The sequence below is a fragment of the Faecalibacterium sp. Marseille-P9312 genome (assembly GCF_902497445.1).
Lineage (GTDB): Bacteria > Bacillota > Clostridia > Oscillospirales > Ruminococcaceae > Faecalibacterium > Faecalibacterium longum.
In genome coordinates this window covers 35,014-57,584 of the sequence record NZ_CABVEW010000018.1, presented here as the reverse complement: position 1 = coordinate 57,584, position 22,571 = coordinate 35,014, and the positions used below count along the sequence as shown (strand labels likewise).

At 54.1% G+C, this 22,571-nt stretch carries 24 protein-coding genes; 18 read left to right on the top strand and 6 right to left on the bottom strand.

What is annotated here, in order from left to right:
* Positions 1 to 12 precede the first annotated feature (12 nt).
* A complete protein-coding gene (locus tag F3G95_RS12355) occupies positions 13 to 1,185 on the top strand; it encodes a malic enzyme-like NAD(P)-binding protein (RefSeq protein ID WP_149795193.1) in 1,173 nt (390 codons plus the stop codon).
* A gap of 69 nt (positions 1,186 to 1,254) precedes the next feature.
* Here F3G95_RS12355 and F3G95_RS12350 read toward each other — a convergent pair whose 3' ends face one another.
* Both F3G95_RS12350 and F3G95_RS12340 read right to left on the bottom strand, forming a co-directional pair.
* Positions 1,255 to 1,503, bottom strand: coding sequence for a DUF6061 family protein (locus F3G95_RS12350; RefSeq protein WP_149795192.1), 249 nt, complete (start codon positions 1,501 to 1,503; stop codon positions 1,255 to 1,257).
* A 688-nt stretch (positions 1,504 to 2,191) separates the two neighbouring features.
* Positions 2,192 to 2,491, bottom strand: coding sequence for a hypothetical protein (locus F3G95_RS12340; protein ID WP_243130385.1), 300 nt, complete (start codon positions 2,489 to 2,491; stop codon positions 2,192 to 2,194).
* Between the two features lie 268 nt (positions 2,492 to 2,759).
* Between F3G95_RS12340 and F3G95_RS12335 the strand changes: the two genes are divergently transcribed.
* The 7 genes from F3G95_RS12335 (at position 2,760) to F3G95_RS12305 (ending at position 8,719) form a co-directional block, all read left to right on the top strand.
* Positions 2,760 to 3,521 carry a DpnI domain-containing protein gene (locus tag F3G95_RS12335; RefSeq protein ID WP_149795191.1) on the top strand — a complete coding sequence of 254 codons (762 nt, stop codon included), beginning with the start codon at positions 2,760 to 2,762 and terminating at the stop codon, positions 3,519 to 3,521.
* A 119-nt stretch (positions 3,522 to 3,640) separates the two neighbouring features.
* Complete coding sequence (locus F3G95_RS12330; protein WP_243130387.1) at positions 3,641 to 6,028, top strand: Eco57I restriction-modification methylase domain-containing protein; 2,388 nt, start codon at positions 3,641 to 3,643, stop codon at positions 6,026 to 6,028.
* A 15-nt stretch (positions 6,029 to 6,043) separates the two neighbouring features.
* Positions 6,044 to 6,871 carry a DUF2971 domain-containing protein gene (locus tag F3G95_RS12325; protein ID WP_149795189.1) on the top strand — a complete coding sequence of 276 codons (828 nt, stop codon included), beginning with the start codon at positions 6,044 to 6,046 and terminating at the stop codon, positions 6,869 to 6,871.
* A gap of 35 nt (positions 6,872 to 6,906) precedes the next feature.
* Positions 6,907 to 7,452 (top strand): hypothetical protein, encoded by a 546-nt coding sequence (locus F3G95_RS12320; RefSeq protein ID WP_149795188.1) that lies wholly within the window; start codon positions 6,907 to 6,909, stop codon positions 7,450 to 7,452.
* Between the two features lie 20 nt (positions 7,453 to 7,472).
* Positions 7,473 to 7,709: a hypothetical protein gene (locus F3G95_RS12315; protein ID WP_149795187.1), complete on the top strand. Its 237-nt coding sequence runs from the start codon at positions 7,473 to 7,475 to the stop codon at positions 7,707 to 7,709.
* Between the two features lie 171 nt (positions 7,710 to 7,880).
* Positions 7,881 to 8,324, top strand: coding sequence for a hypothetical protein (locus F3G95_RS12310; protein ID WP_149795186.1), 444 nt, complete (start codon positions 7,881 to 7,883; stop codon positions 8,322 to 8,324).
* Between the two features lie 86 nt (positions 8,325 to 8,410).
* A complete protein-coding gene (locus tag F3G95_RS12305) occupies positions 8,411 to 8,719 on the top strand; it encodes a hypothetical protein (RefSeq protein WP_149795185.1) in 309 nt (102 codons plus the stop codon).
* A gap of 164 nt (positions 8,720 to 8,883) precedes the next feature.
* Here F3G95_RS12305 and F3G95_RS12300 read toward each other — a convergent pair whose 3' ends face one another.
* Positions 8,884 to 9,132: a DUF6061 family protein gene (locus F3G95_RS12300; protein WP_149795184.1), complete on the bottom strand. Its 249-nt coding sequence runs from the start codon at positions 9,130 to 9,132 to the stop codon at positions 8,884 to 8,886.
* Positions 9,133 to 9,680: 548 nt separating this feature from the next.
* Here F3G95_RS12300 and F3G95_RS12295 point away from each other — a divergent pair.
* From F3G95_RS12295 to F3G95_RS12275, 5 genes are all read left to right on the top strand, one after another.
* On the top strand, positions 9,681 to 10,559 hold the full coding sequence (locus F3G95_RS12295) for a DMT family transporter (RefSeq protein ID WP_149795183.1): 879 nt from the start codon (positions 9,681 to 9,683) through the stop codon (positions 10,557 to 10,559).
* Positions 10,560 to 10,676: 117 nt separating this feature from the next.
* Complete coding sequence (locus F3G95_RS12290; RefSeq protein ID WP_149795182.1) at positions 10,677 to 11,711, top strand: uroporphyrinogen decarboxylase family protein; 1,035 nt, start codon at positions 10,677 to 10,679, stop codon at positions 11,709 to 11,711.
* Between the two features lie 113 nt (positions 11,712 to 11,824).
* A complete protein-coding gene (locus F3G95_RS12285) occupies positions 11,825 to 12,565 on the top strand; it encodes a GntR family transcriptional regulator (protein ID WP_149795181.1) in 741 nt (246 codons plus the stop codon).
* Between the two features lie 325 nt (positions 12,566 to 12,890).
* Positions 12,891 to 14,132, top strand: coding sequence for an SLC13 family permease (locus F3G95_RS12280; RefSeq protein WP_149795180.1), 1,242 nt, complete (start codon positions 12,891 to 12,893; stop codon positions 14,130 to 14,132).
* A gap of 34 nt (positions 14,133 to 14,166) precedes the next feature.
* Positions 14,167 to 15,444, top strand: coding sequence for an L-serine ammonia-lyase, iron-sulfur-dependent, subunit alpha (locus F3G95_RS12275; RefSeq protein WP_149795179.1), 1,278 nt, complete (start codon positions 14,167 to 14,169; stop codon positions 15,442 to 15,444).
* Positions 15,445 to 15,738: 294 nt separating this feature from the next.
* Here F3G95_RS12275 and F3G95_RS12270 read toward each other — a convergent pair whose 3' ends face one another.
* The 3 genes from F3G95_RS12270 to F3G95_RS12260 are packed head-to-tail and all read right to left on the bottom strand — an operon-like array spanning position 15,739 to position 17,037.
* On the bottom strand, positions 15,739 to 16,125 hold the full coding sequence (locus F3G95_RS12270; RefSeq protein WP_149795178.1) for a NifB/NifX family molybdenum-iron cluster-binding protein: 387 nt from the start codon (positions 16,123 to 16,125) through the stop codon (positions 15,739 to 15,741).
* 13 nt (positions 16,126 to 16,138) lie between these two features.
* Complete coding sequence (locus F3G95_RS12265; protein ID WP_188117556.1) at positions 16,139 to 16,360, bottom strand: hypothetical protein; 222 nt, start codon at positions 16,358 to 16,360, stop codon at positions 16,139 to 16,141.
* 23 nt (positions 16,361 to 16,383) lie between these two features.
* Positions 16,384 to 17,037 carry an HAD family phosphatase gene (locus tag F3G95_RS12260; RefSeq protein ID WP_149795176.1) on the bottom strand — a complete coding sequence of 218 codons (654 nt, stop codon included), beginning with the start codon at positions 17,035 to 17,037 and terminating at the stop codon, positions 16,384 to 16,386.
* Between the two features lie 241 nt (positions 17,038 to 17,278).
* On the opposite strand from F3G95_RS12260, the gene F3G95_RS12255 reads away from it, so the two are divergent.
* From F3G95_RS12255 to F3G95_RS12235, 5 genes are all read left to right on the top strand, one after another.
* Positions 17,279 to 18,358, top strand: a complete 1,080-nt coding sequence (locus tag F3G95_RS12255; RefSeq protein WP_149795175.1) for a branched-chain amino acid aminotransferase — start codon at positions 17,279 to 17,281, stop codon at positions 18,356 to 18,358.
* A gap of 130 nt (positions 18,359 to 18,488) precedes the next feature.
* On the top strand, positions 18,489 to 19,256 hold the full coding sequence (locus F3G95_RS12250; RefSeq protein WP_149795174.1) for an alpha/beta hydrolase-fold protein: 768 nt from the start codon (positions 18,489 to 18,491) through the stop codon (positions 19,254 to 19,256).
* A gap of 22 nt (positions 19,257 to 19,278) precedes the next feature.
* A complete protein-coding gene (locus F3G95_RS12245; RefSeq protein WP_149795173.1) occupies positions 19,279 to 20,031 on the top strand; it encodes an alpha/beta hydrolase-fold protein in 753 nt (250 codons plus the stop codon).
* Positions 20,032 to 20,351: 320 nt separating this feature from the next.
* Complete coding sequence (locus F3G95_RS12240; protein WP_149795172.1) at positions 20,352 to 21,725, top strand: ATP-grasp domain-containing protein; 1,374 nt, start codon at positions 20,352 to 20,354, stop codon at positions 21,723 to 21,725.
* 179 nt (positions 21,726 to 21,904) lie between these two features.
* Positions 21,905 to 22,558, top strand: a complete 654-nt coding sequence (locus tag F3G95_RS12235) for a hypothetical protein (RefSeq protein ID WP_149795171.1) — start codon at positions 21,905 to 21,907, stop codon at positions 22,556 to 22,558.
* The last annotated feature ends 13 nt before the right edge of the window (positions 22,559 to 22,571 follow it).

Genomic DNA, 22,571 nt, shown 5'->3' with positions numbered 1-22,571 from the left:
GAGGAAATTCAAATGGATTACAATAAAGCTGCTCTGGAAATGCACGAGACCCACAAAGGCAAGGTGGGCATCGTGAGCAAGGTGGAGGTCGCCACCCGCGACGACCTGTCCACCGCCTACACCCCCGGCGTGGCAGAACCCTGCCGCAAGATCAAAGAGAATCCCGACGACGTCTACAAGTACACCTTCAAGGGCAATATGGTGGCCGTCGTCTCCAATGGCACGGCTGTGCTGGGGCTGGGCGACATCGGCCCAGAGGCCGGTCTGCCGGTCATGGAGGGAAAGGCTGTGCTGTTCAAGGAGTTCGGCGGCGTGGATGCTTTCCCCATCTGCATCGACGCCCACGACGCGGCCAGCGTCATCGCGGCCTGCAAGGCCATCGCCCCCACCTTCGGCGGCATCAACCTCGAAGACATCAAGAGCCCTGAGTGCTTTGAGATCGAGGAGACCCTGGAGCGTGAGCTGGACATCCCCGTCTTCCACGATGACCAGCACGGCACGGCCATCGTCGTGACCGCCGCCCTCATCAACGCCCTGCGGGTGGTGGGCAAGAAGATGGAGGACGTCCACATCGTCCTGAACGGCCCCGGCGCTGCCGGTACGGCCATCATCAAGATGCTGATGACCGCCGGCGCGAAGGACATCATCGCCGTGGACCAGTTCGGCACCCTGTACAAGGGCTGCAACAGCGCCGAGGCCCACAAGAACTGGCTGGGCGAGGTGACCAATCCCCGTCAGGTCAAGGGCGGCCTGAAGGAAGCACTGGAAGGTGCCGACGTGTTCATCGGCGTTTCCAAGCCCGGCATCCTGACCACCGAGCTGTGCAAGACCATGAACAAGGACGCCATCGTCTTTGCCATGGCAAACCCCACCCCGGAAATCATGCCGGATGAAGCCAAGGCGGGCGGCGTGCGCGTGATGGCTACCGGCCGCAGCGACTTCCCCAATCAGGTCAACAACGTGCTGTGCTTCCCCGGCCTCTTCAGGGGCGCTCTGAGCGTCCGCGCCCGCGACATCAACGACAAGATGAAGCTGGCCGCCGCCTACGCCATCGCGGACCTCATCACCGACGATGACCGCAGCGAGGAGAACATCATCCCCGGTGCCTTCGACCCCCGGGTGGCCGAGGCTGTGGCGAATGCTGTGGCAGAAGCTGCCCGCGAGACTGGTGTGGCAAGAGCTTGATCGAAAATAAAACAACCACCTATTGCACGATTTTGTGTAGTAGGTGGTTGTTTTTTCATATCTATAATATTAATCTTCCAGTCTGCCATGGTCGCAGCCGAGAGAAAGATAACGCTCCATCTCCACTCTCAGCACAAGCCGGGTATACTCCAAGGGCTTATTATACAGCAGCCAGTCCAGCTCCGCCCGCTGTGCCGAGGTGTTGCCGTACTCGTCCTCCACAGCGATGCAGTCGATGGCAAGAGTGGTGCCATCCTCAAACCGGGCTTCCACCCGGTTGGTGTCCGTATTGTAGCGGCAGGAAAGCAGTTTATTCATGGTGAACCTCATTTCTATATCAAACGGTGTCTGTTCGGATGTCCTAAACCCTGCCATAGAACCGGTGTGTCATGTAAGATTGTTGTTTGGATAAAACTGGAAGATTTTGCACAATAAATACCGTTGAAATCCAGCTTTTGGCGCTGTGCGAAACAGCCTGTTTTGCCGGGCTGATTTTGGCTCTGCACACTTTTGCACATTTTCTGCACATCGCAAGGATGGATAACAGGTGCAAAGGCGTGCAAGCAATGCAAAGAATGCAACAGAACAACAACTGAAAAATAACGGTAATTCGATTAAAATGACGTTTTAGCGTCAAATGATGAAATGGACAAAATGTGCCATTCGGTTCCTACGAATCAGTAGGCCGGGGGTTCGAGTCCCTTCCATCGCACCAAGAAAAACCAGTACACATTGTGTACTGGTTTTTCTTTTTTTATTTGCGCGATGGAAGGGGCTCGAACAGGGCGGCGGCGCATAGCGCCGCAAGCAATCAGCCCAGTGGGCTGTTGCTTAGCCCGCGGGTTCCAACGCGTAGGAATGTCTACCGTGGAAGCTGTGAAATCGAAAGATTTCATGGCTTTTTTGTTTTGTGAGCCATGGGTGCACGGTTTCTGCACGGTCGGTGTTATCCATGTCCGATTATGTAGGGCGCTGTATTGCATTGCAATCAGTGCCCTTTTTTGCATCAGGTGAGCAGTGCTAAGCGGAGCTTTGCCTTCATTTCCGGGTCGGCATCCTTGAGCAATTCCAAAAGAGCCGTCATGGAGATGGTGGGTTCGCCTGCGGCGGGTACAGCCTGCGGGCTGGAGGTGTCGGGCTTGGCGTAGAAGCCACTTTCGAACTTCTTGCCCAGCTCTACACGGGAGGACTGCTGGATATGAGCGTAGGTGTTCACCAGCATATCCGCACTGGCGTGTCCTGTGGTCCCCTGCACCGCCTTGATGTCGCCGCCGGAGATCATCAACTGCCACGCCCATCTGCGCATTCTTCTGCCGCAGAACAGGTGCTTGCCGGAGCCTTTTGCAGCCCCTTTTCCGCATCAGCCGGAACCAAGGTGTAACACACTAGACTTTGCAAGCAAAGTCATGTGCCAACGAGCGTTCCGCCGCTCTTTGGATTCTTCCCGGCAGGGCACTGGAAAATGGGGTGCCCTGATGAAAATGAAAGATGGCGGCATGAGGTTCTAATATTTACAGTGCCTGACCAACGTGGTACAATCAAAAAAGCAGTATCCGGTGTGAGGATTTTGAACTATGAACTTGTGCTTTGACCAATCGCTTGGACTTGGATATAAAAGCAATTCACAGAAAATCCGTGTGATGAGTGAAAGCTGGGTCAACGACAATATTTTCTGCCCGGTATGTGGAAACGCTCGAATTTCAAAATTGGAAAATAACCGCCCTGTTGCAGACTTTCAGTGTCCATCCTGTGGGGAAATCTTTGAGTTGAAAAGTAAAGATGGAAGAATTGGAAGAAAAATATCGGATGGTGCATACGATACCATGATAAGTCGCATAACCAGTATGACAAATCCCGATTTGTTGGTTATGCACTACTCCTCTTTACAGGTCGTCGAATTAACGGTTGTGCCAAAATTCTTCTTTACACCTACGGTAATCGAAAAGAGAAAACCGTTATCGCCAACTGCCAGACGTGCTGGATGGGTCGGTTGCAATATTTTGTACGGTGATATTCCAGAACAAGGGCGAATCCCTATTATTGAAAATCAGAATTTCCGCAGTAAGGATCGTATCGTACAAGACTATGCAAGAATCAAACGTCTGCAAACGGGATCTATTGAAAAGCGTGGATGGCTGTTGGATGTACTCAACTGTGTAAACGCTATCCCGACGAAAGATTTTTATCTGAAGGATATTTATGTGTTTGCAGACAAACTGAAGATTCAGCATCCCGACAATCAAAACATTGAAGCGAAGATTCGCCAACAACTGCAATTTCTTCGGGATAAAGGAATAATTGAATTTCTGGAACGAGGTCATTATCGTAAGATATAGCGAGGATTCTTTGCTTTCTGACGCTGGTAAAATAGGTCATCAAGGCGAACCGCTACACCATTACCATTTCCTGCGGCAAGCTGACCACCGGCGTGACGGTGCCGGAGTGGACGGCTGTGATGATGCTGACCGGGTCGGCAAGCACGGCTGCGTCCGGCTGTATGCAGACCATCTTCCGGGTGCAGTCGGCAGGGGTGCTGGACGGCAAGCAGAAGGAACGCTGCCACGTCTTTGATTTTGCCCCGGACCGTGCCCTGAACGTGATTTCTGAGGTCAACCGCATCACCAAGCGGGGTCGGACCAACGAAGAACAGAACCGGGCGGCATTGGGAGAGTTCCTGAACTTCTGCCCGGTGATTGCGATGGACGGCACCCAGATGACCGCATACAGCGTTTCCAGAATGATGCGGCAGATCAAGCGTCTGGCGGTGGACAGGGCCATCAAGAGCGGCTTTGACGACGAATCGGTCTACAAGCAGGACACCGGCATCGTCATGGACGAGGAGGATGTGGAGTTGTTCCATACCCTGTCGGATAAGCTCAGCGAGCAGAAAGCCGCCAAAAAGGAAACCAAAGTCCACATCAATCATCAGGGGCTGACGGGCGAGGAATACGAAAAGGCAGACAAGATTTCCAACAAGCCCAAGCGGGAGCGCACCAAAGAGGATGATGACCTGCTCAAGAAACTGCAAGAGCAGAAGAAAGAGCGCGAGAAGGTCATCCGGCTGCTGCGGAATGTGTCCATCCGCCTGCCCCTGCTGATTTACGGTGCCAAGGTGGACCTGACCGAGAGCATCAAGATGGCAGACTTCATCACGCTGGTGGATGAGGAATCCTGGCAGGAGTTCATGCCCAAAACCGTGGACAAGCCCCTGTTCCGCAAGCTGCTGAAATACTACGACGAGGATGTGGTCAGCGGGGCGGGTCTGCGCATCCGCCGCATGGCAAAGGCTGCGGACGAGCTGCCGCCCACTGAGCGTGTGAAGCGCATTGCCGAGATCTTCAGCCACCCCGACAAGGAAACCGTTCTGACCCCGTGGCGGGTGGTGAACCTTCATCTGAGCAACATGGTGGGCGGTTACTGCTTCCTCAACGAGCAGTTCGATTCGCAGGAGGTTCTGGAGGAGCCTCGTCTGGTGGATCAGGGGCAGGTCACGGAGGACATCTTCCTCAATCCGGAGGCACGGATTCTGGAAATGAACTCCAAATCCGGCCTGTATCCCCTGTATATGGCATACAGCCTGTACGCCATGAAGCTGCCCGGCCCGGAGGACAAGCTGCCGCTGGAGCAGACACAGGCTCTCTGGCAGGAGACCGTGGAGCAGCAGATCTTTGTTCTGTGCAAGACCCGGATGGCAGAAAGCATCACCCGGCGGACGCTGGTGGGCTATCAGGATTGGACAGTCAACACCACCTACATTCCGCACCTGCTGGAACGGATGGAAAACGACCCGCAGCGTCTGGCAAAGAAGCTGCAGCGAACCGATACATGGGGAAAGGAGGGACAGCCCATGAAATTTGATGCCATTGTGGGCAATCCGCCGTATCAGGAGGATACAGGCGGCGGCAGCGCAGCCAATGTTGCGGCAAAGCAGGCACGCCCGGTTTATAACCTGTTTGTGGATCAGGCAAAAACCATGCAGCCCCACTATATCTCCATGATTATGCCGGCACGCTGGTATGCTGGCGGCATCGGACTGAACGATTTCCGCAATGAGATGCTGAACGATCCGCAACTGATCAGGCTGACGGATTTTGTGAACTCCAAAGACTGCTTCAGCACCGTAGATATTGCAGGCGGCATTTGCTATTTCCTGTGGGATCGGGACAAGGAGGAGGTCTGCGAGGTTACAAACGTCAGCGGTCTGGAACACCATACTATGCGGCGCAACCTCAATGAGTTTGGAGAAATCTTCATTCGGTCGAATGAATCGCTATCCATCATCCATAAGGTTCTGAACCGTTCAGAACACTTCCTGACCGATCGGGTGCAGCCCATTGATGCCTTTGGTTTCCCCTCTGCGGCTCGTGGCGAAAAAGAACCCTTTGATGGTTGCATTTCCCTTATTCACAGCCAAGGCACCGGCTATATTAAGAGAAGCGATGTCAAGAAAAATGCGGAGCTGATCGACAAGTACAAGGCAACGATCTCCATTCTGGTTCCCTGCAATGGTGAGGTTGGCATTGACCCGTCCAAGGGCTATAAGGCCATCACAACACCCCGGATTGAGGTTCCGGGTGAGGTGAACACCTTCTCCTATCTGGTTCTGGGCGCATTCGATACCGAAGCAGAAATCAAAAACTACAAGCAGTATCTGATGTGTAAGTTTACTCGCTTCATGCTGCGCCTGACCTATTCGTCTATGCACATTGCAAGAGCAAACTTTATCTTTGTGCCCGATCAGGATTTTACGGAGGAATGGACGGACGAAAAGCTGTACAGGAAGTATGAGCTGACGGAAGACGAGATTGCGTTTATTGAGAGTACGATTAGAGTGATGGAGTAAATATAGAGGAATCTTATGCACGTTCGACCGCAGATTGTTTATAAGTATAAATCAATATCTACACAGACTGACTTTAATCGTGTGGTAGATATTATAAAAAGTAATCATATTTATTTGCCAAAGCCTTCTATGCTGAATGACCCCATGGAAGCAAATGCCTTACAAGTGTATTTGGGTTGTATGGGGGCTGGATATACGCTTGCTTGTGGAAAAATACATCCAATTGTGGAAGATAGGCAAAATCAGTACAGAGTTCTCTCTGTTTCTGCAATTCCAAACTCTCCTATTATGTGGGCGCATTATGCGAGTGGCTATTCTGGCTGTTGCTTGATTTATTCAACAGAAAAAACTTTTTCTGAAATAAAGCCTGTGATTTATACAGATATTACATTTGATTTGTTTGACATAGACTTTATGGATGATGAAATGTCAGAAGCGATTGAAGAATCGCTCTGCTTTAAGCATAAAGATTGGGCGTATGAAAATGAATGGCGGTTAATTCAAAATGAAGATGCCGGATTTTTGAATTATGAAGCGTCAGAATTGGTTGGAATTATTATCGGCGAGAATATGAGCTTGGATAAACGAAAGGTGCTGGTCAAGCTCTGCAAAGATAAAAACGTCCCTTGTTTTCGCACCTATACGATGAAAAGCTGGAATGAAATTGGTTTTGCCCCGTATGATTTTGTTGAATCACTGGGTGGAAAAGAGTACGAATATATTACGCCGGGAGAAATGGAACGGTATATTCAAGAAGGGCTGGAAAATGGAAGATGTTCCAATAATGAAAGAATGATTTTCAATGCGTTAAATGAAAAAGTATTACGAAAAGAGCATTATTAAATAAACTGGATTTCTGAAATGCAGGGAGAACGAAAATGAAACCTGTTGAAGCAGGGTTTGATTGGGGAATGTTTTGGCAAGCTGCAAGTGCGATTGCCACTGCTGTTGCCGCAATTATAGCACTTTGGCAAACAAGGTATCAAAATCGCAAAAAGGTTAAGATTACGTTCAACGAAAGCGTAATTTATGCGTTGGGTGGTTCTTTGGAACTTGCAGATAAATGCCAGTATGTATCGCTCGATGTTGTAAATACTGGAAACCGAAAAATCATTATCAGCAGTTATGGTATAAAACTTCCAGATGGTTATAAATGGGTTATACTCCAAGAGCCAACACCAGCAGGAATTACTAAGCTCCCAGCAGAACTAGATATAGAACAATGCGTTTCCTTCGCGTGGAAAAAAGATAAGTTTATAATGCAACTTCAAAATTTGAGTAATTATCCAAGAGATAAAAAAGTTCCGTTCTTTGTTCAAGATACGGCTGGAACGTACTATATATTCAAATCACCCAAAACCATTCAGCAATATTTAGATGAAGCTGAAAAGCACAATAAAAAAGAGGGGAGACCCCAACCATGACCGAATAAGCACTCCGTAAAATGATTGCTGCCGGGGAAAGCACCTGGCAGGAGTTTAAGTCGTGGGTGAAGTGCAAGGACTACCGGCAGCGGAAAGAGCTTGCGGTGAAAAGTGCGGTTGCGCTGGCAAAGAGCGGTCATCAGACGGGAAAGAAAATGGAAGGCGTTGCATCGGCAGCTTTGAATAGCCCGAAATACAGCAGCACGACCAAAACTCTTGCAGGCAGCGTTCTCTCGCAGTCTGACAAGAATCGCTAAATAACCTAAAATGGGGCGTACAGTTTACAACTGTGCGCTCCGTTTTTTACAACAGAAATCAAATATAAAGTGATATTACGTCGAATTATTTGAGAAATTGTCGGAAAATCCATGTAGATAACATTGGAAAATTGTGGTATAATAATACCGACCAGAAAGGAGGGTTGTGCTATGGACAACAACCAACTACAGTACATCAAAATTCAATCGCAATACGCTGATGAGGTAGAACAATTTGAAAAGTGCGTTGTCAAAGCCGCAAAGCTGACACACGCGATTGCTGACACGGCTGAGAAAAAATGCAAGCAGGCGCGGATGGCAATGGAATCTGGCAACATAGATGTCATGCGGAATACGATTCAGCAGTACATCTGCCAGTACGGACGGGATTGGTCGCGTTTCCGGGATGTTCGGATACAGCTTGTAGATGGGAACACCTATGCACAGCTCTCTGCCGTTGACCTTATCCAGCAGCTACATTGTGTTATCACGCTGGTGTACAAGGATACTGCGTTGAAAACGGTGAACAAAGAAGCATTCCGAGAGTGCGTTAAAAGTTTGCTGAAGCAATCCAAAATGTTTACCGATAAAGAGCTAGATGCAATGTTTGCGTAAAACAGGATAGCTGAAAATAAGCAAAGCCCACAAGCTGGATATAAAATCCGGTCTGTGGGCTTTACCATATCAGGAGTAATATTTCTGTGTGTGGTTGCCGGGACGAGGGGCTTCTGGAACTCAACGGCAAGACCTATATGCTGTCCATCAAGGTCTACGAAACAGTGAAAACCGATGTGGCCTATGTGCAGGATAAGACGGTCAGCCAGATTCAAGCAAAGGATCGGATTCTCGAATATCTGAAGCATAAGCCGTCGATTACGAATCAGAAAGCTCAAGAGCTGTGTGGGTTTAACAAGAATCAAACCTATTATATCCTGCACCAGATGTGCAAGGACGGCATCTTGCAGCCTGATGGCGTAGGCCGAGGAAGGAAGTACAAAAGCGTGAAGTGAAAATTTACGCTGACTTTTACGCTGAAAGTTTGATTTGCGCTGAATTTACGCTGACTTTCCGGGATTTACGCTGAAAATACGCTGACTTGGCATGGTTTATGCTGAATTTACGCTGAGAAACGCGCGCCGCGCGATTAGCGATTTTGCCGCGCGTTTTCTAAGATTCAATCCTCCAGTCTGCCATGGTCGCAGCCAAGCGACAGATAACGCTCTATCTCTCCATCCAGCACAAGCTGGGCGTACTCCAAGGGCTTATTATACAGCAGCCAATCCAGTTCTGCCCGCTGTGCCGGGGTGTTGCCGTACTCATCTTCGACGGTGATGCAGTCGATGGCAAGAGTGGAGCCATCCGCAAACCGGGCTTCCACCCGGTTGGTATCCATGTTGTAGTGGCAGGAAAGCAATTTCGTCATAGTCGTATCCTCCAAGACTTGATTTTTGGCGTGTGGTCACTCGAACCAATGCCGTCAAGTCGTTGTCGGATAAGTCGATTTTTCATTTGTCTGAGAGTAAGTGCACGGTTTCTGCACGGATTTTGCACGGTTTCAAAACGTGCAAAGGGTGCAAATCGTTGCAAAATCGGACAAAGGGTGCAGAAACTTGAAGCTCAAAACCCACGATGTACCTCCAAGAAATAACGTCAAAACGTAACTTCCGAAAATTGAGGGAATCGCCCGGCGTGCGCTGCGAATCAGTAGCCCGCGGGTTCCAACACGTAGGAATGTCTACCGTGGAAGCTGTGAAATCGAAAGATTTCATGGCTTTTTTGTTTTGTAAGCCATGGGTGCACGGTTGCGGAAAGAGTGAGACTTATCTCCAGAAGATTCAAGACGGAAAAGATGGAATTTCATATTGACAAGACATCAAGACAAGTATATAATCGAACGTGGAAACAACAAGGCATCGCGGCGAAAAGCGTTCGAATGCCGCTTTGGATAGAAACAGGTTAAGGAGATATTCAATGACTCAGAGACAAAAAGGTGCTCTTTATATGATCTTGTCTGCATTGTGCTTTGCATCCATGCAGGTGGTGGTGCGGCTGAGCCGCGAGATCCCCACGATGGAGCAGATCTTCATGCGGAATTCGTTCGTGCTGATCGTTTCGGCGATCATCATTCTGCGCAAAAAGGGCTCGCTGTTTGGCCCGGCCAAGTATCAGCCCTATCTGTTCGGGCGGTCGTTCTTTGGCTTTCTGGGGCTGATCACCCTGTTTTATGCCTCCAGCCATGCGGCGCAGGGCGATGTGACGATCCTGAACAAAACTTCCCCTATCTGGGTCACCATTCTGGCCGTCATCTTTATGAAAGAAAAGCTGCCCAAGATCCAGATCCCGGCGCTGGCACTTTCCATGGTGGGTGCCTTTATCGTGTTCCGCCCCAGCTTTGAGTCCAACCCCTTCCCGCTGGTGGTGGCATTTTTGTCGGCCGTGACCTCCGGTGTTGCCTACACCTTTCTCTCCTTCTTTAAGGGCAAGGTGGACGGCCTGACGGTCATGATGCACTTTTCCACCTTCAGCGCCATTGCTTCTATCCCCTTTATGCTGAAGGATTTTGTGGTGCCCAGCTTCAAGCAGGCGGTACTGCTGCTGCTCATTGGCGTGTTCGGCTCCTTGGGACAGGCCTTTATCACCTATGCCTATCGCTTTGCTCCGGCCTCGGAGATCAGCATTTACAACTACTCCGGCATTATCTTCAGCATGATCCTGGGCTTCTTTATTTTGGGCGAGCCGGTAAAATTTACCTCTGTGATCGGCGGCGCACTGGTGGCAGCCGCTTCTGTTATGGTCTATGTTTATAACAACCGCAGCAATAAGAAGGCAGGTGACGAAACTACGAAATAATCATTGCCCCCAAAGCAAAAGTATGCTATGATACAAATGAATAGCATACAGAACTCTTTCTCGTTGTTTGGCAACTTATCAACCTGAGAAACCAAAAAACGAACGGAGAGTTTTACTATGTGGACGAAAAAAGAAAGATTTGAAGCAGTTCTGAACCATGAGTTGGCAGACCGTCCGCCGGTATCGGCGTGGCGTCATTTCACCGAGAACGAGCACAGCGGCGCGGACCTCTTTGTAGAAACGATGCTGAAGTGGCAGAACACCTACGACTGGGACTATGTCAAGCTGCAGCCGCGTGCTTCCTACTATGAGGAGGCATGGGGCGGTCAGTTCGACTACAACGACTACGAGGGCGTTTTGCCCAAGGTGGTAAAGGGTCCCATTAGCGGTGTGGCGGATCTGGAAAAGATCACGGTGCTGCCGGGCGATCAGGGCGTGTTTGCAGAGCAGATCGAGGTCATTCAGAAGATGAAGGCTGGTCTGAACGAGGACATCCCCATGTTCCAGACTATGATGTGCCCCACCAGCGTCCTGCAGAAGCTGTGCGCCGTCAACCCCATTGGCCGTTACCGCGCCGCAAGCCGTGACGACCTGATGATGACCCTGATGCATGAGCAGCCGGAGCTGATCCACAAGACCCTGCAGAACATCACCGATACGATGGCCGATTATTCTAAGCACCTCATCGAGGATGCAGGCCTGTACGGTGTGTTCTACGGTGCCACCGGCCTGTCCCGTTCCACCTACATGACCAAGGAGGAGTGGGAAGAGTTTGTCAAACCCTATGATCTGCAGATGATGGAGGCGCTGAAGCCCTGCAAGATCATGGTCCATGCCTGCGGCCTTGAGGTGAACCCGGAGTATTTTGCGCACTACCCTATCGACATCCTGCACTGGCCCGAGAGCGCTACCGGCAACCCCAAGCTGGACACCGCACCCCAGTGGCTGGACAAGTCCATCACTCCGATGGGCGGCTGTGACGAGCGGCTGTTCGGTCAGCACAAGGCCGAGGAGATCGCTGCGCTGACCCGCAATACCCTGAAGCGGATGAAGGACATCCCCTTTGTGCTGGCACCGGACTGCTCGCTGGCCACCAATACCTATGATGCGGAGCTGCGCGCCTTTATCGAGGCCGCACATTCCAACGATTGATCTTCTTTTTTCACTTCCTCCTGTCTGTATGCTGACCGATTGCATGAATAGAGAGTTTTGTCTGTCTGCAAGCTGTGAAAGAGCGGACAGGAGATGGGAAGAGAGGAAAGATTATGGCGGACGAGAACTACTCCTATGCGCCCAAATACGTTCAGATCCAGAACTATATCCTGCAAAAGATCGAGTCCGGCGAGTATGCGGCCGGGGACAAGATCCCTTCAGAGATCGAGCTTGCCAGACAGTTTGATGTCAGCCGCCTGACGGTGAATACTGCCGTCAAGGAGCTGGCCAACAGCGGCATTGTGGAGCGGGTGCAGGGCAAGGGTACCTTTGTCCGGTTTGTCCCTGGCCAGTCCTTTTCCAGCCCTATGGCATTTTCCGGCGGCATCAAGATCGCACCCTTTGAACACTCCAACAACAAGCCGCACCGCCTGCTGGAGCATGGGGTCATCAAGGCGGATGCTGCCTTGTGCCAGAAGCTGGGCCTGACGGCAGAAAACCCCTATGTCTATAAGATCGTTCGCTGTGTGGATGTGAGCAGCGAGGTGGATGAGGTGGATTACAGCTATGTCCCGCTGTCGGTGTGCAAGGATCACACGTTTGACTGCGAGGCGCTGAAGACCTTTTTCCTGCACGATTATATCTGCCGCTATTTCAATGAAAAGCCGACCCACATCCGCATTTTTGTGGACACGCCCCTTACCTCGGATATGGAGCTTTCTCTGCTGAATGCGCCGCCGGAGAAGCTGTTCAGCTGGGATACCTTCTTATATCACGGGAATCAGGTGCTGGCGGTCACCACCACGGTCTCCATGCCCAAGGAGAACCGTCCCTTCATCACGCTGGAATTCTGAGCGTTTTCTCTCCGCAAAAACAAAATAAGTACCGGGAGGCTGCTGCACAGTGCGCTGTGCAGCAGCCTTTTTTGTGTGGAGATGGTTCTATACGCTTTGGGGACGGAGCTGCGTGGCAGATCCGTCCTGTTTTTACAAAAAAGGGACTGCTTTTGGCAGAACAGAGAATTTTCAACGAATAAATTGGGACTACTCACAATTTACAACAGAGGACATCACGGTTATACTTACGTCAGGTTGATAAGTTGTCTTTACATATAGACAATAAAACGTCTTGAAAAACCACCGCACAAATCGTACAATTCATTTTGGAGGTATCACTGTTATGACAACACAAGCGATCATTACCTGCGTCATCCTTGTGATCACCATGGTCCTGCTGATCTCTCAGAAGGTCCCGCTGGTCATCCTCGGCGCAGCCATCCCCGCAGCACTGGCCGCCACCGGCGTTATCAATGCTGGCAGCGCCTACACCGAGTTCGGCAACACCACCATCGTGTTCTTCATGGGTCTGGTGGTCGTTGGCGAGGCCTTCTTCAAGACCGGTCTGGCCGACTTTATCGGCGGCAAGATCATCGGTCTGCTGGGCAAGACCGAAAAGGGCCTGCTGCTGGGTACCGGCCTTGTGGCCGGCGGCCTGTCCGCATTCCTGAACGATACCGGCTCCACTGCCTGTCTGATGCCCATCGTCAGCTCCATGGCCTCCAAGGCTGGCGTCAAGAAGTCCAAGCTGCTGATGGCTCTGGCATTCTTCGCCTCTCTGGGCGGCACCATCACGCTGGTGGGCACCACCCCCCACATCGTGGCAAACGGCATCCTGAAGGATATGGGCCTGCGGGAGTTCGGCTTCTTTGAGTACACCAAGATCGGCCTGCCCCTGCTGGTGTGCGGCATACTGTACATGTGCTTCTGCGGCACAAAGCTGCTGCCGGATAAGGACATCGAGATCAAGAGCGGTGACCGCACGGCAGAGTACGACACCAAAAAGATGGTTCTGGTCGCTGTGATCTTCATCGGTGTTCTGGTTGCTATGGCTACCAGCATCGTCCCCATGCACATTGCCGGCGTCATCGGCGCGATCCTCGTCGTCGTCACCGGCTGCATCAGTCTGGAGGAAGCCATCAAGGCTTTCCCCACCTCCACCATCTTCATCGTCGGCGGTATCTTCCCCCTGAGCAAGGCTCTGGTCAGCAGCGGCGCCGCTGAGTATCTGGTCAACGCCATCAGCCCCGTGCTGAGCAACCTGCCTCCCATCATTCTGCTGGGCGCCATCACCTTCCTGATGCTGCTGACCACCCAGTTCCTGATGAACTCCTCTGCCACCGTTCTGGTGCTGCCCATCGCCATCATGCTGTGCCAGGCCGCAGGCATCAACCCGCTGGCCGGTGCCATGTCCGTGTCTGTGTGCGCTTCCGGCGCCTTTGTTACCCCCTTCGGCACTGCACCCAACCTGCTGGTCTGGGAAGCAGGCGGCTACTCTGTGAAGGACTACCTCAAGTGCGGCTTCCCCATGCTGATCATCTTCGGTGTCGTCACCACCGCCCTGTGCGCAGTGTTCTACCTGTAAGTACGCTGTAAAAAAGAAAACCGAGGTTTTTAGAATGGAAAAGACGGATAAGAGATACCAGGCTTATATTGATATTCTGCGGGAGGAGCTGATCCCGGCTATGGGCTGTACCGAGCCTATCGCCGTGGCCTATGCCGCCGCTGCTGCCCGCAATACGCTGGGCGAGCTGCCGGACAAAGTGCTGGTGGAAGCCAGCGGCAGCATGATCAAAAACGTCAAGTCGGTCATCGTGCCCAACACGGATAACATGAAGGGTCTGGAAGCCGCCGCTGCTGCGGGCATCGTAGCCGGCAAGCAGGAAAAGAAGCTGGAGGTCATTGCCGATGTGACCCCGGAGCAGACCAAAGCCATCCGCGCATATCTTGACCAGACGGATATCAAGGTGCGGCACGTTGAGAATGGTGTCACCTTTGATATCATCCTCACGGTCTGGAAGGGCGAGCATTCTGCACAGGTGCGCATTGCGGTGTTCCACACCAATATCGTCCATGTGGAAAAGGACGGCGAGGTACTGGTGGACATTCCGGTACACGGAGATAGCGAGGAGACCCTGACCGACCGCAGCCTGCTGGATATGGAGCATATCTGGGACTTTGCCAACACGGTGGACGTGGAGGATGTCCGTTCCATTCTGGAACCTCAGATCCGGTGCAACATGGCCATTGCCGAGGAGGGTCTGCGGGGCAACTACGGTGCCAACATCGGCAGTGTGCTGCTGGATATGGAGGGCAATGATGTAAGAGTCCGTGCCAAGGCATACGCCGCAGCCGGTTCCGATGCCCGCATGAACGGCTGTGAGCAGCCGGTGGTCATCAACTCCGGCAGCGGCAATCAGGGCATTACTACCTCTGTACCGGTCATTGTCTATGCACGGGAGCTGGGCGTGAGTGACGAAAAGCTCCTGCGGGCGCTGACCCTCTCCAACCTGACCACCATCCACGAAAAGACCCCCATTGGCCGCCTGTCTGCCTACTGCGGTGCCATCAGCGCGGGCGCTGGTGCGGGTGCCGGTATCGCCTATCTCTGCGGTGGTGACTATGATGCCGTCATCCATACGGTCGTCAACGCACTGGCGGTGGTTTCCGGCGTCATCTGCGATGGCGCCAAGGCCTCCTGCGCAGCAAAGATCGCAACTGCGGTGGAGGCCGGTCTGCTGGGCTACAATATGTACATCCGCGGCAATCAGTTCCGCGCTGGTGACGGCATTGTGGCCAAGGGCGTAGAAAACTCCCTCAAGAATGTGGGCCGTCTTGGCAAGCAGGGCATGAAGGAGACTAACAACGAGATCATTGCTATCATGGTGGGCTGCTGATTCTGCTTATCGCGATTTTCAAAAATAGTGCCTATCAAAATGGCATATTTTCGATATGCAGTTTGCGGATGTTGCTTGTGCATTAAAAACGCAAACTGCTATAGTAACGCTATTTTCAATGCTGTATGAGGTCAAAGTCAACCTGAGCGAGTTTCTCTCCCATTCATGACATACTCCTACTGGCCATAGATCATACCTCTACCTTCTACTTGCCACGGGATCTCAGACAGCCTCTCTCCTTAAATAGCAAAGCCGCACTCCGGATCTGCTCGGAGTGCGGCTTTGCTTATGCTGTCAGTGGCACCCGCCCCCGCAGTGGGAGCCGCAGCTGCGGCCCTCGTCGTGGTCGTGGTGGGTGCAGTGGATGTCCGGGTCGAAGACCAGCTTCCCGGCCAGATAGTCGGCCACGGCGGCATCTGCGGCACCGGAAAGGCCGCCGAACAGCTGGATGCCGGCCTGCATCAGCGCCACCTGCGCACCGGTGCCGATGCCGCCGCAGAGCAGGACGTCTGCGCCATGCTGTACGAGAAAGCCCGCCAGTGCGCCGTGGCCCTGACCATTCGTCGGGATGACCTCGGTGCGCAGGAGCTGGCCGTTTTCGGCCTCATAGAACTTGAACTGTGCGGAGCGGCCAAAGTGCTGGAATACCTGACCGTCTTCGAATGGGACTGCGATTTTCATGAGAATGTCTCCTTTACTGCTGATTTTGTACAGCCTCCCGGATGCTCTTTGCCAGCTTTTTGGCGTCCAGAGGCTTGACGAGACGGCCATTCATGCCGCGCACGAGGCCGGCATAGTTGACGACGCGGGCCGTACCCTGTATCTTGCCCACCAGCACGAGGACACCGAAAAACAGGCTGATCAGGATGGCTGTGAGAAGGACGGTGAAAAGCTGGATGATATGTTGAAATTTCACAAGTGGTGCGGGTCTGCCGCGGCTCATAGTTCTCCGCCTTCAAGCTTTCTGCGCACCTCGTGGAGCGAAGCACACTCGCAGGTATAGATCCTGCGCATCTCGTCGGTGGCGGGCGAGAGGTCGGGGACCATCACGGTGACAAAGCCCCCTGCCGCGCCGGCCCGGACGCCGTTGTAGCTGTCCTCGAGCACCATCGTCTTTGCAGGCTCGGTGCCGAGTTTCTGCGCCGCCAGCAGGAAGATGTCCGGCGCGGGCTTGGAGCGGGTCAGGTGCTCGCCCGAGATGACGGCCTTGAAGTAATGGCCGAGGCCCCAGTGTTCCAGATGTCCCTCGATGACGGTCATGGGGCTGGAAGACGCCACCGCCATGGGGATGTGATGTTCGTCCAGCCAGGCCAGAAGCTCATCGAGGCCGGGCATTTTGGGGACAGGCTTGTTGAAGGCTTCATAGGCCAGCCGGTACAGCTCCTCCACGATGCCCATGGCGGGGCAGTCCTCGCCGTAGAAGCGCCGCAGCACATCGCAGCTGCCGGCCTTGGTGGTGCCGCGGGCAGCCTGCGAGAGGCCGTCCTTGCAGGGCAGGCCGAATTTTGCCAGTGCCGGCTCCCAGCAGATGTTCCAGATGCGCTCGGTGTCGAACATCAGCCCGTCCATATCAAAAATAACACCCTGTATCATAACGCAAGCTCCTTTTGGCGAAAAATCTACATACATACTCTATTGTACCATGTTTTTCCGCTTTTGAACACCGATAAGGTCATAATTTGTGGCAACTTGACTGCCCCAAAGATGAAACATTTTTCGGTTGCTTGCAAATCCGTTTCACGGCATTATAATAGAAAACAACATTCGGCATATTTGGCGCAGGGCGTGCAGCCCGCGCGGCGCTGTGTGAGATCAGAAAAGAGGGAAATTTATCATGTTGGACATCAAGATCACTCGTACTACCTGCCCGAAGGAAAAGCCGCAGGACGAGTCTAAGCTGGGCTTTGGCAAGAAGTTCACCGACCATATGTTCGTTATGGACTACACCGAGGGCGAGGGCTGGCATGACGCCCGCATCGTCCCCTACGCACCCTTCCAGCTGGACCCTGCTACGGTCGTGTTCCACTATGCACAGGAGATCTTCGAGGGCATGAAGGCTTACCGCACTGCGGATGACACCATCCAGCTGTTCCGCCCCGAGTGCAACGCAAAGCGTATGCAGGACTCTGCTGATCGTCTGTGCATCCCCAAGATCCCTGTTGAGGATTACATCCAGGCCGTCGAGGCTCTGGTGGATGTGGACCGTGACTGGGTGCCTCACGCTGACGGCGCTTCCCTGTACATCCGTCCCTTCGTGTTCGCAAACGATGTGGGTCTGGGCGTCCACGCTTCCAAGCACTACATCTTCTGCATCATCTGCGCTCCGTCGGGCGCTTACTACGCCGAGGGCATCAACCCCGTGCGCATCTACGTCGAAGACGAGTACATCCGTGCCGCTCCCGGTCTGACCGGCTTCACCAAGTGCGGCGGCAACTACGCTGCTTCCATCAAGGCCGGCGAGCTGGCTGAGGAGCAGGGCTACGCTCAGGTGCTGTGGCTGGACGGCGTCGAGAAGAAGTACGTCGAGGAAGTCGGCAGCATGAACATCATGTTCAAGATCGACGGCAAGGTCTACACCGCCGCCACCGTCGGCACCGTCCTGCCCGGCGTCACCCGCCGCAGCTGCATCGAGCTGCTGAAGGACTGGGGCTATGAGGTCGTCGAGGGCAAGCTGGCCATCGCCGACATCATGCAGGCTGCCCGCGACGGCAAGCTGGAAGAGGTCTTCGGCACCGGCACCGCCGCTGTCGTCTCCCCCGTCAAGGAGCTGGTCTGGAAGGGTGAGCACGCCTACATCGGCGACGGCAGCATCGGCCCTGTCACCCAGAAGCTCTATGACACCATGACCGGTATGCAGTGGGGCAAGATCCCCGATACCAAGGGCTGGATCGTCCCTGTGGAGAAGAAGTACTAAGAGCCGAAAGGCTTATGAACGCCGCCCGGCTGTACGCCCGGCGGCGTTTGCTGTATCCGGTGCGGATTGCAATTCTCTGCCGCGGGTGATACACTTAAAGTACATCTGAAAAACGAGAGGGAATGAAAAGATGATAAAGAAGTGGAGCATCCGCTACCCCGCTGTGGGCGGCGAAGAAGAGCGTCGGGCCTATGTCTATCTGCCTACCATGTACGAGGCTGACCCGGACCGGCGGTATCCGGTGCTGTATATGTTCGACGGGCAGAACGTGTTTTTCGACGAGGACGCCACCTACGGCAAGAGCTGGGGCGTGGCCGACTATCTGGACTACACCGATACGCCCCTCATCGTGGCGGCGGTGGAGTGCAACGCCGGTGCCAACAATGAGCGTCTGGTGGAGTATTCGCCCTACCGCTTCGACGATAAGCAGTACGGCCACTTCGACGGCAAAGGCAAGGACACCCTGAACTGGTTCGTCCACGAGTTCAAGCCCTACATCGACGCCAATTACCGCACCCAGCCCGACCGGGCTCATACCTTCATCGGCGGCAGCTCCATGGGCGGCCTCATGAGCCTGTACGCTCTTTTGCAGTACAGCGATGTGTTTGGCCGTGCGGCGGCGCTCTCGCCCTCGCTGTGGGTGGCTCCGGAGGCGCTGACGGCGCTGGTGGGCCGCTGCAAGCTGGCCCCGGGTACCGTGCTCTACATGGATTACGGCTCCAGAGAGATGGGCAACCACAACGGGATGCGGAAGGGCTTCGGCGAGATGTGCAGCAGGATCTTTGCCCGGGGCATCAACCTGACGGCCCGCGTCGTGCCGGGCGGAAACCACAGCGAAGCCAGCTGGGAAAAGCAGCTGCCCTTTGTGTTCCACACCCTGATGTACGAGCTTGATTGAACCAAACGGAGGAGGAAAGCATATGGAGATGCAGTATTTCAAGGAATACAGCCCGGCGCTGGGCCGGGAGATGGAGTGCAAAGTCTACGGACACGGGGGACGGCCCATGCTGTACATCCCCTGTCAGGACGGCCGCTTCTTCGACTTCGAGGACTTCCACATGGCCGACACCCTTGCACCCTGGATCGAGTCGGGCCAGCTCATGGTCATGTCCATCGACACGCTGGACAAGGAGACCTGGTCGGACACCAATGGCGACCCTTACTGGCGCATCCGCCGGTATGAGCAGTGGCTGCATTATATCGTGGACGAGGCTGTCCCCAAGCTGCGCTATCTGTCCAAGGAGCGCAACGGCTGGGATGACCTGCCCGGCGTCATCGCTTTCGGCTGCAGCCTCGGCGCGACCCATGCGGTCAACCTTTACCTCCGCCGGCCCGACATCTTCTGCGGCTGTCTGGCCCTCAGCGGCATCTATACCGCCCACTACGGCTTCGGCGACTACATGGATGAGCTGGTGTATATGAACTCTCCCGTGGACTATATGCGCAACTTCCCGGAGGATCACCCCTATATGGAGCTGTACCGGAACCAGAAGGCTGTCATCTGCTGCGGTCAGGGCGCATGGGAGCAGCCCGACACCACCTGGATGCTCAAGCGCATCTTTGAGGCAAAGAACATCCCTGTCTGGGTGGACCTGTGGGGCCACGACGTCAAGCACGACTGGGATTGGTGGTATAAGCAAGCGGTTTATTACATGCCGTATATTTTGGGGTAATAGCCCTCTCAGGCGCTGGCGCGCCAGCTCTCCCATAGGGAGAGCCATTGGCAGGCCGGACAGAGATGAGCTGAACGCTGAAAGTATAATATGACTCAAAAGAGCGGGCCTTGCTTACGAGGGCAGGTGCGTCTGCACAATGCGCTTTGTCTGGCTGCTGCTGCCCGTGACAGCAAGGCGCTGCCGTTTCGGAAATAAAGGGCCTTTCTCGTTTTGGGCGAGCCTGACCGGCACGCCAGTGGCTCCCCCTCTGGGGGAGCTGTCACCGAAGGTGACTGAGAGGGCTATAGAGGACATTCAAGGAAAGAAGACGCGAAATTATGCAGAATTTTATTTTTATCTCCCCCAACTTCCCGACGAACTACTGGCAGTTCTGCCGGGAGCTGAAGAACGACGGCATGAACGTGCTGGGCATCGGCGACCAGCCCTACGATGAGCTGAAGCCGGAGCTGAAGGACAGCCTGAACGAGTACTATAAGGTCGGCAGCCTCGAGAATTACGACGAAGTCTACCGCGCTGTGGCCTTCTTCATCTTCAAGTATGGCCGCATCGACTGGCTGGAGTCCAACAACGAATACTGGCTGGAGCGGGACGCTGCCCTGCGCACCGACTTCCACATCACCTCCGGCTTCCAGACCGAGGATATGCCCCGCATCAAGTACAAGAGCAAGATGAAGGAGTACTACCGGAAGGCCGGCATCGCCACCGCCCGCTACCACATGGTGGACGATCTCAACGGCTGCAAGGCTTTCATCAAGCAGGTGGGCTACCCTGTGGTGGTCAAGCCCGACAACGGCGTGGGCGCTTCCGACACCCACAAGCTGTCCAATGACGAAGAGCTGAAGACCTTCCTCGCCTGCAAGGCCGAGAATCACCCGGACGTCTCCTATATCATGGAGGAGTTCGTCCGCGCCGAGGTCAACAGCTACGACGCCATCATCGACGCCTCCGGCAACCCCATCTTTGAGGCCGGAAACGTCAGTCCCATGTCCATCATGGACATCGTGAACGACAACGACAACTCCATCTACTACATCATCAAGGACCTGCCCGAGGACACCCGCGCTGCAGGCCGTGCCGTCGTCAAGAGCTTCGGCGTCAAGAGCCGCTTCGTCCACTTTGAGTTCTTCCGGATGACCGAGAACCAGGCCAGCATGGGCGAAAAGGGCCAGATCGTGGCCCTCGAAGTCAATATGCGCCCCTGCGGCGGCTTCACCCCCGATATGATAAACTTCGCCCGCTCCACCAACGTCTATAAGATCTGGGCCGACATGATCGCCTTCGGCGGCACCGATATGCCCGTGGGCGAGCACTACTACTGCCCCTTCGCCGGCCGCCGCGACGGCAAGAACTTCGTGTACAGTCATGAGCAGATCATGCAGAAGTACCAGAAGAACATCAAGATGGTGGACCGCATCCCCGACGCCCTCTCCGGCGCGATGGGCAACCAGATGTACGTCGCCACCTTCTCCACCCGTGAGGAGATGGAGCAGTTCTACTCCGATGTTCTGGCCGTCACCGACGGCGATGCTGCCGCCGCACAGGCCGCGCTTTCCCAGGTGCTGGCTCTGGGCGAGCCCACCAAGGCCCTGACCCCGAAGCCCAACCTCAGCCCGGCGGTCAAGCCCACCACAGCCGTGACCAAGACCCCCACCCGTGCCGTCACCAAGACCAGCCGCAAGGGCCGGAAGTGATTTCCACAAAAACTTTACAAACCACAGCCGCAGAGAGAAATAAACGCCTCTGCGGCTGTTTTTTGACATGAGGGCAAATGTGATGATTGACAGTGCCCCGGAAAAAGTTGTAAGATAATGCAAATGCAAAAGAGGAAAAACGCCTTTGCAAAATGAGCTGAAAGACAGGAGAATTTTCTATGAAGCTGTATCAGAAACTTACTTCTCTGCTGGTGGCTGCAGTGATGGCTGCCGTGCTGATGCCGGTGTGCATGGCTGCTCCCGGTGACTCCGTTGAGACCCGCATCAACAACGCACTCGCACAGCGCACCGGCGCAGAGCTGTATCAGGAGATCGTCACCACTGCCCCCGATGGAACCGCCCAGACCATGATCGCAGCCCGCAGCAACGGCAACGCTTATATCAAGATGGATATGGGCGACGCCGGCAGTCTGGTCTATATCCTGAAAGACGGTCAGGGCTATCTGGTGGACGATGCATCCAGGATGGCCGTCAAGGGCGAAGTACCCACTGTGAGCGCAAGCGAGGCGGTCTCCGCTGACAAAGGCGAAGCACAGGAGATCCCCTGCACCGTGACCACCGTGAATGTGAACGGTCAGGACTGCGAGGCCCTGTCCTACACTGTCACCGATGCCAACGGCCAGACGGCCACCGTTTCCTACTGCCTGGTGGGTGATGACCTCAAGTATGTCGTTACCGATGCTGCCGAGGGCCGCACCATCGTGGAGTACCGCGTCACGAGCACCACTGTGGACCAGAATCTCTTCAACATCCCTGCGGATTATCAGATCCTGACGCAGGCAGAGTTTGAAGCGGCACAGGCCAACCACTGAGAAATTTTTCTGT

Excerpts from the sequence above, each read along its gene's own strand:
- F3G95_RS12355 (WP_149795193.1), top strand. The coding sequence starts at position 13 with ATGGATTACAATAAAGCTGCTCTGGAAATGCACGAGACCCACAAAGGC.
- F3G95_RS12350 (WP_149795192.1), bottom strand. The coding sequence starts at position 1,503 with ATGAATAAACTGCTTTCCTGCCGCTACAATACGGACACCAACCGGGTG.
- F3G95_RS12340 (WP_243130385.1), bottom strand. The coding sequence starts at position 2,491 with ATGCGCAGATGGGCGTGGCAGTTGATGATCTCCGGCGGCGACATCAAG.
- F3G95_RS12335 (WP_149795191.1), top strand. The coding sequence starts at position 2,760 with ATGAACTTGTGCTTTGACCAATCGCTTGGACTTGGATATAAAAGCAAT.
- F3G95_RS12330 (WP_243130387.1), top strand. The coding sequence starts at position 3,641 with ATGATGCTGACCGGGTCGGCAAGCACGGCTGCGTCCGGCTGTATGCAG.
- F3G95_RS12325 (WP_149795189.1), top strand. The coding sequence starts at position 6,044 with ATGCACGTTCGACCGCAGATTGTTTATAAGTATAAATCAATATCTACA.
- F3G95_RS12320 (WP_149795188.1), top strand. The coding sequence starts at position 6,907 with ATGAAACCTGTTGAAGCAGGGTTTGATTGGGGAATGTTTTGGCAAGCT.
- F3G95_RS12315 (WP_149795187.1), top strand. The coding sequence starts at position 7,473 with ATGATTGCTGCCGGGGAAAGCACCTGGCAGGAGTTTAAGTCGTGGGTG.
- F3G95_RS12310 (WP_149795186.1), top strand. The coding sequence starts at position 7,881 with ATGGACAACAACCAACTACAGTACATCAAAATTCAATCGCAATACGCT.
- F3G95_RS12300 (WP_149795184.1), bottom strand. The coding sequence starts at position 9,132 with ATGACGAAATTGCTTTCCTGCCACTACAACATGGATACCAACCGGGTG.
- F3G95_RS12295 (WP_149795183.1), top strand. The coding sequence starts at position 9,681 with ATGACTCAGAGACAAAAAGGTGCTCTTTATATGATCTTGTCTGCATTG.
- F3G95_RS12290 (WP_149795182.1), top strand. The coding sequence starts at position 10,677 with ATGTGGACGAAAAAAGAAAGATTTGAAGCAGTTCTGAACCATGAGTTG.
- F3G95_RS12285 (WP_149795181.1), top strand. The coding sequence starts at position 11,825 with ATGGCGGACGAGAACTACTCCTATGCGCCCAAATACGTTCAGATCCAG.
- F3G95_RS12280 (WP_149795180.1), top strand. The coding sequence starts at position 12,891 with ATGACAACACAAGCGATCATTACCTGCGTCATCCTTGTGATCACCATG.
- F3G95_RS12275 (WP_149795179.1), top strand. The coding sequence starts at position 14,167 with ATGGAAAAGACGGATAAGAGATACCAGGCTTATATTGATATTCTGCGG.
- F3G95_RS12270 (WP_149795178.1), bottom strand. The coding sequence starts at position 16,125 with ATGAAAATCGCAGTCCCATTCGAAGACGGTCAGGTATTCCAGCACTTT.
- F3G95_RS12260 (WP_149795176.1), bottom strand. The coding sequence starts at position 17,037 with ATGATACAGGGTGTTATTTTTGATATGGACGGGCTGATGTTCGACACC.
- F3G95_RS12255 (WP_149795175.1), top strand. The coding sequence starts at position 17,279 with ATGTTGGACATCAAGATCACTCGTACTACCTGCCCGAAGGAAAAGCCG.
- F3G95_RS12250 (WP_149795174.1), top strand. The coding sequence starts at position 18,489 with ATGATAAAGAAGTGGAGCATCCGCTACCCCGCTGTGGGCGGCGAAGAA.
- F3G95_RS12245 (WP_149795173.1), top strand. The coding sequence starts at position 19,279 with ATGGAGATGCAGTATTTCAAGGAATACAGCCCGGCGCTGGGCCGGGAG.
- F3G95_RS12240 (WP_149795172.1), top strand. The coding sequence starts at position 20,352 with ATGCAGAATTTTATTTTTATCTCCCCCAACTTCCCGACGAACTACTGG.
- F3G95_RS12235 (WP_149795171.1), top strand. The coding sequence starts at position 21,905 with ATGAAGCTGTATCAGAAACTTACTTCTCTGCTGGTGGCTGCAGTGATG.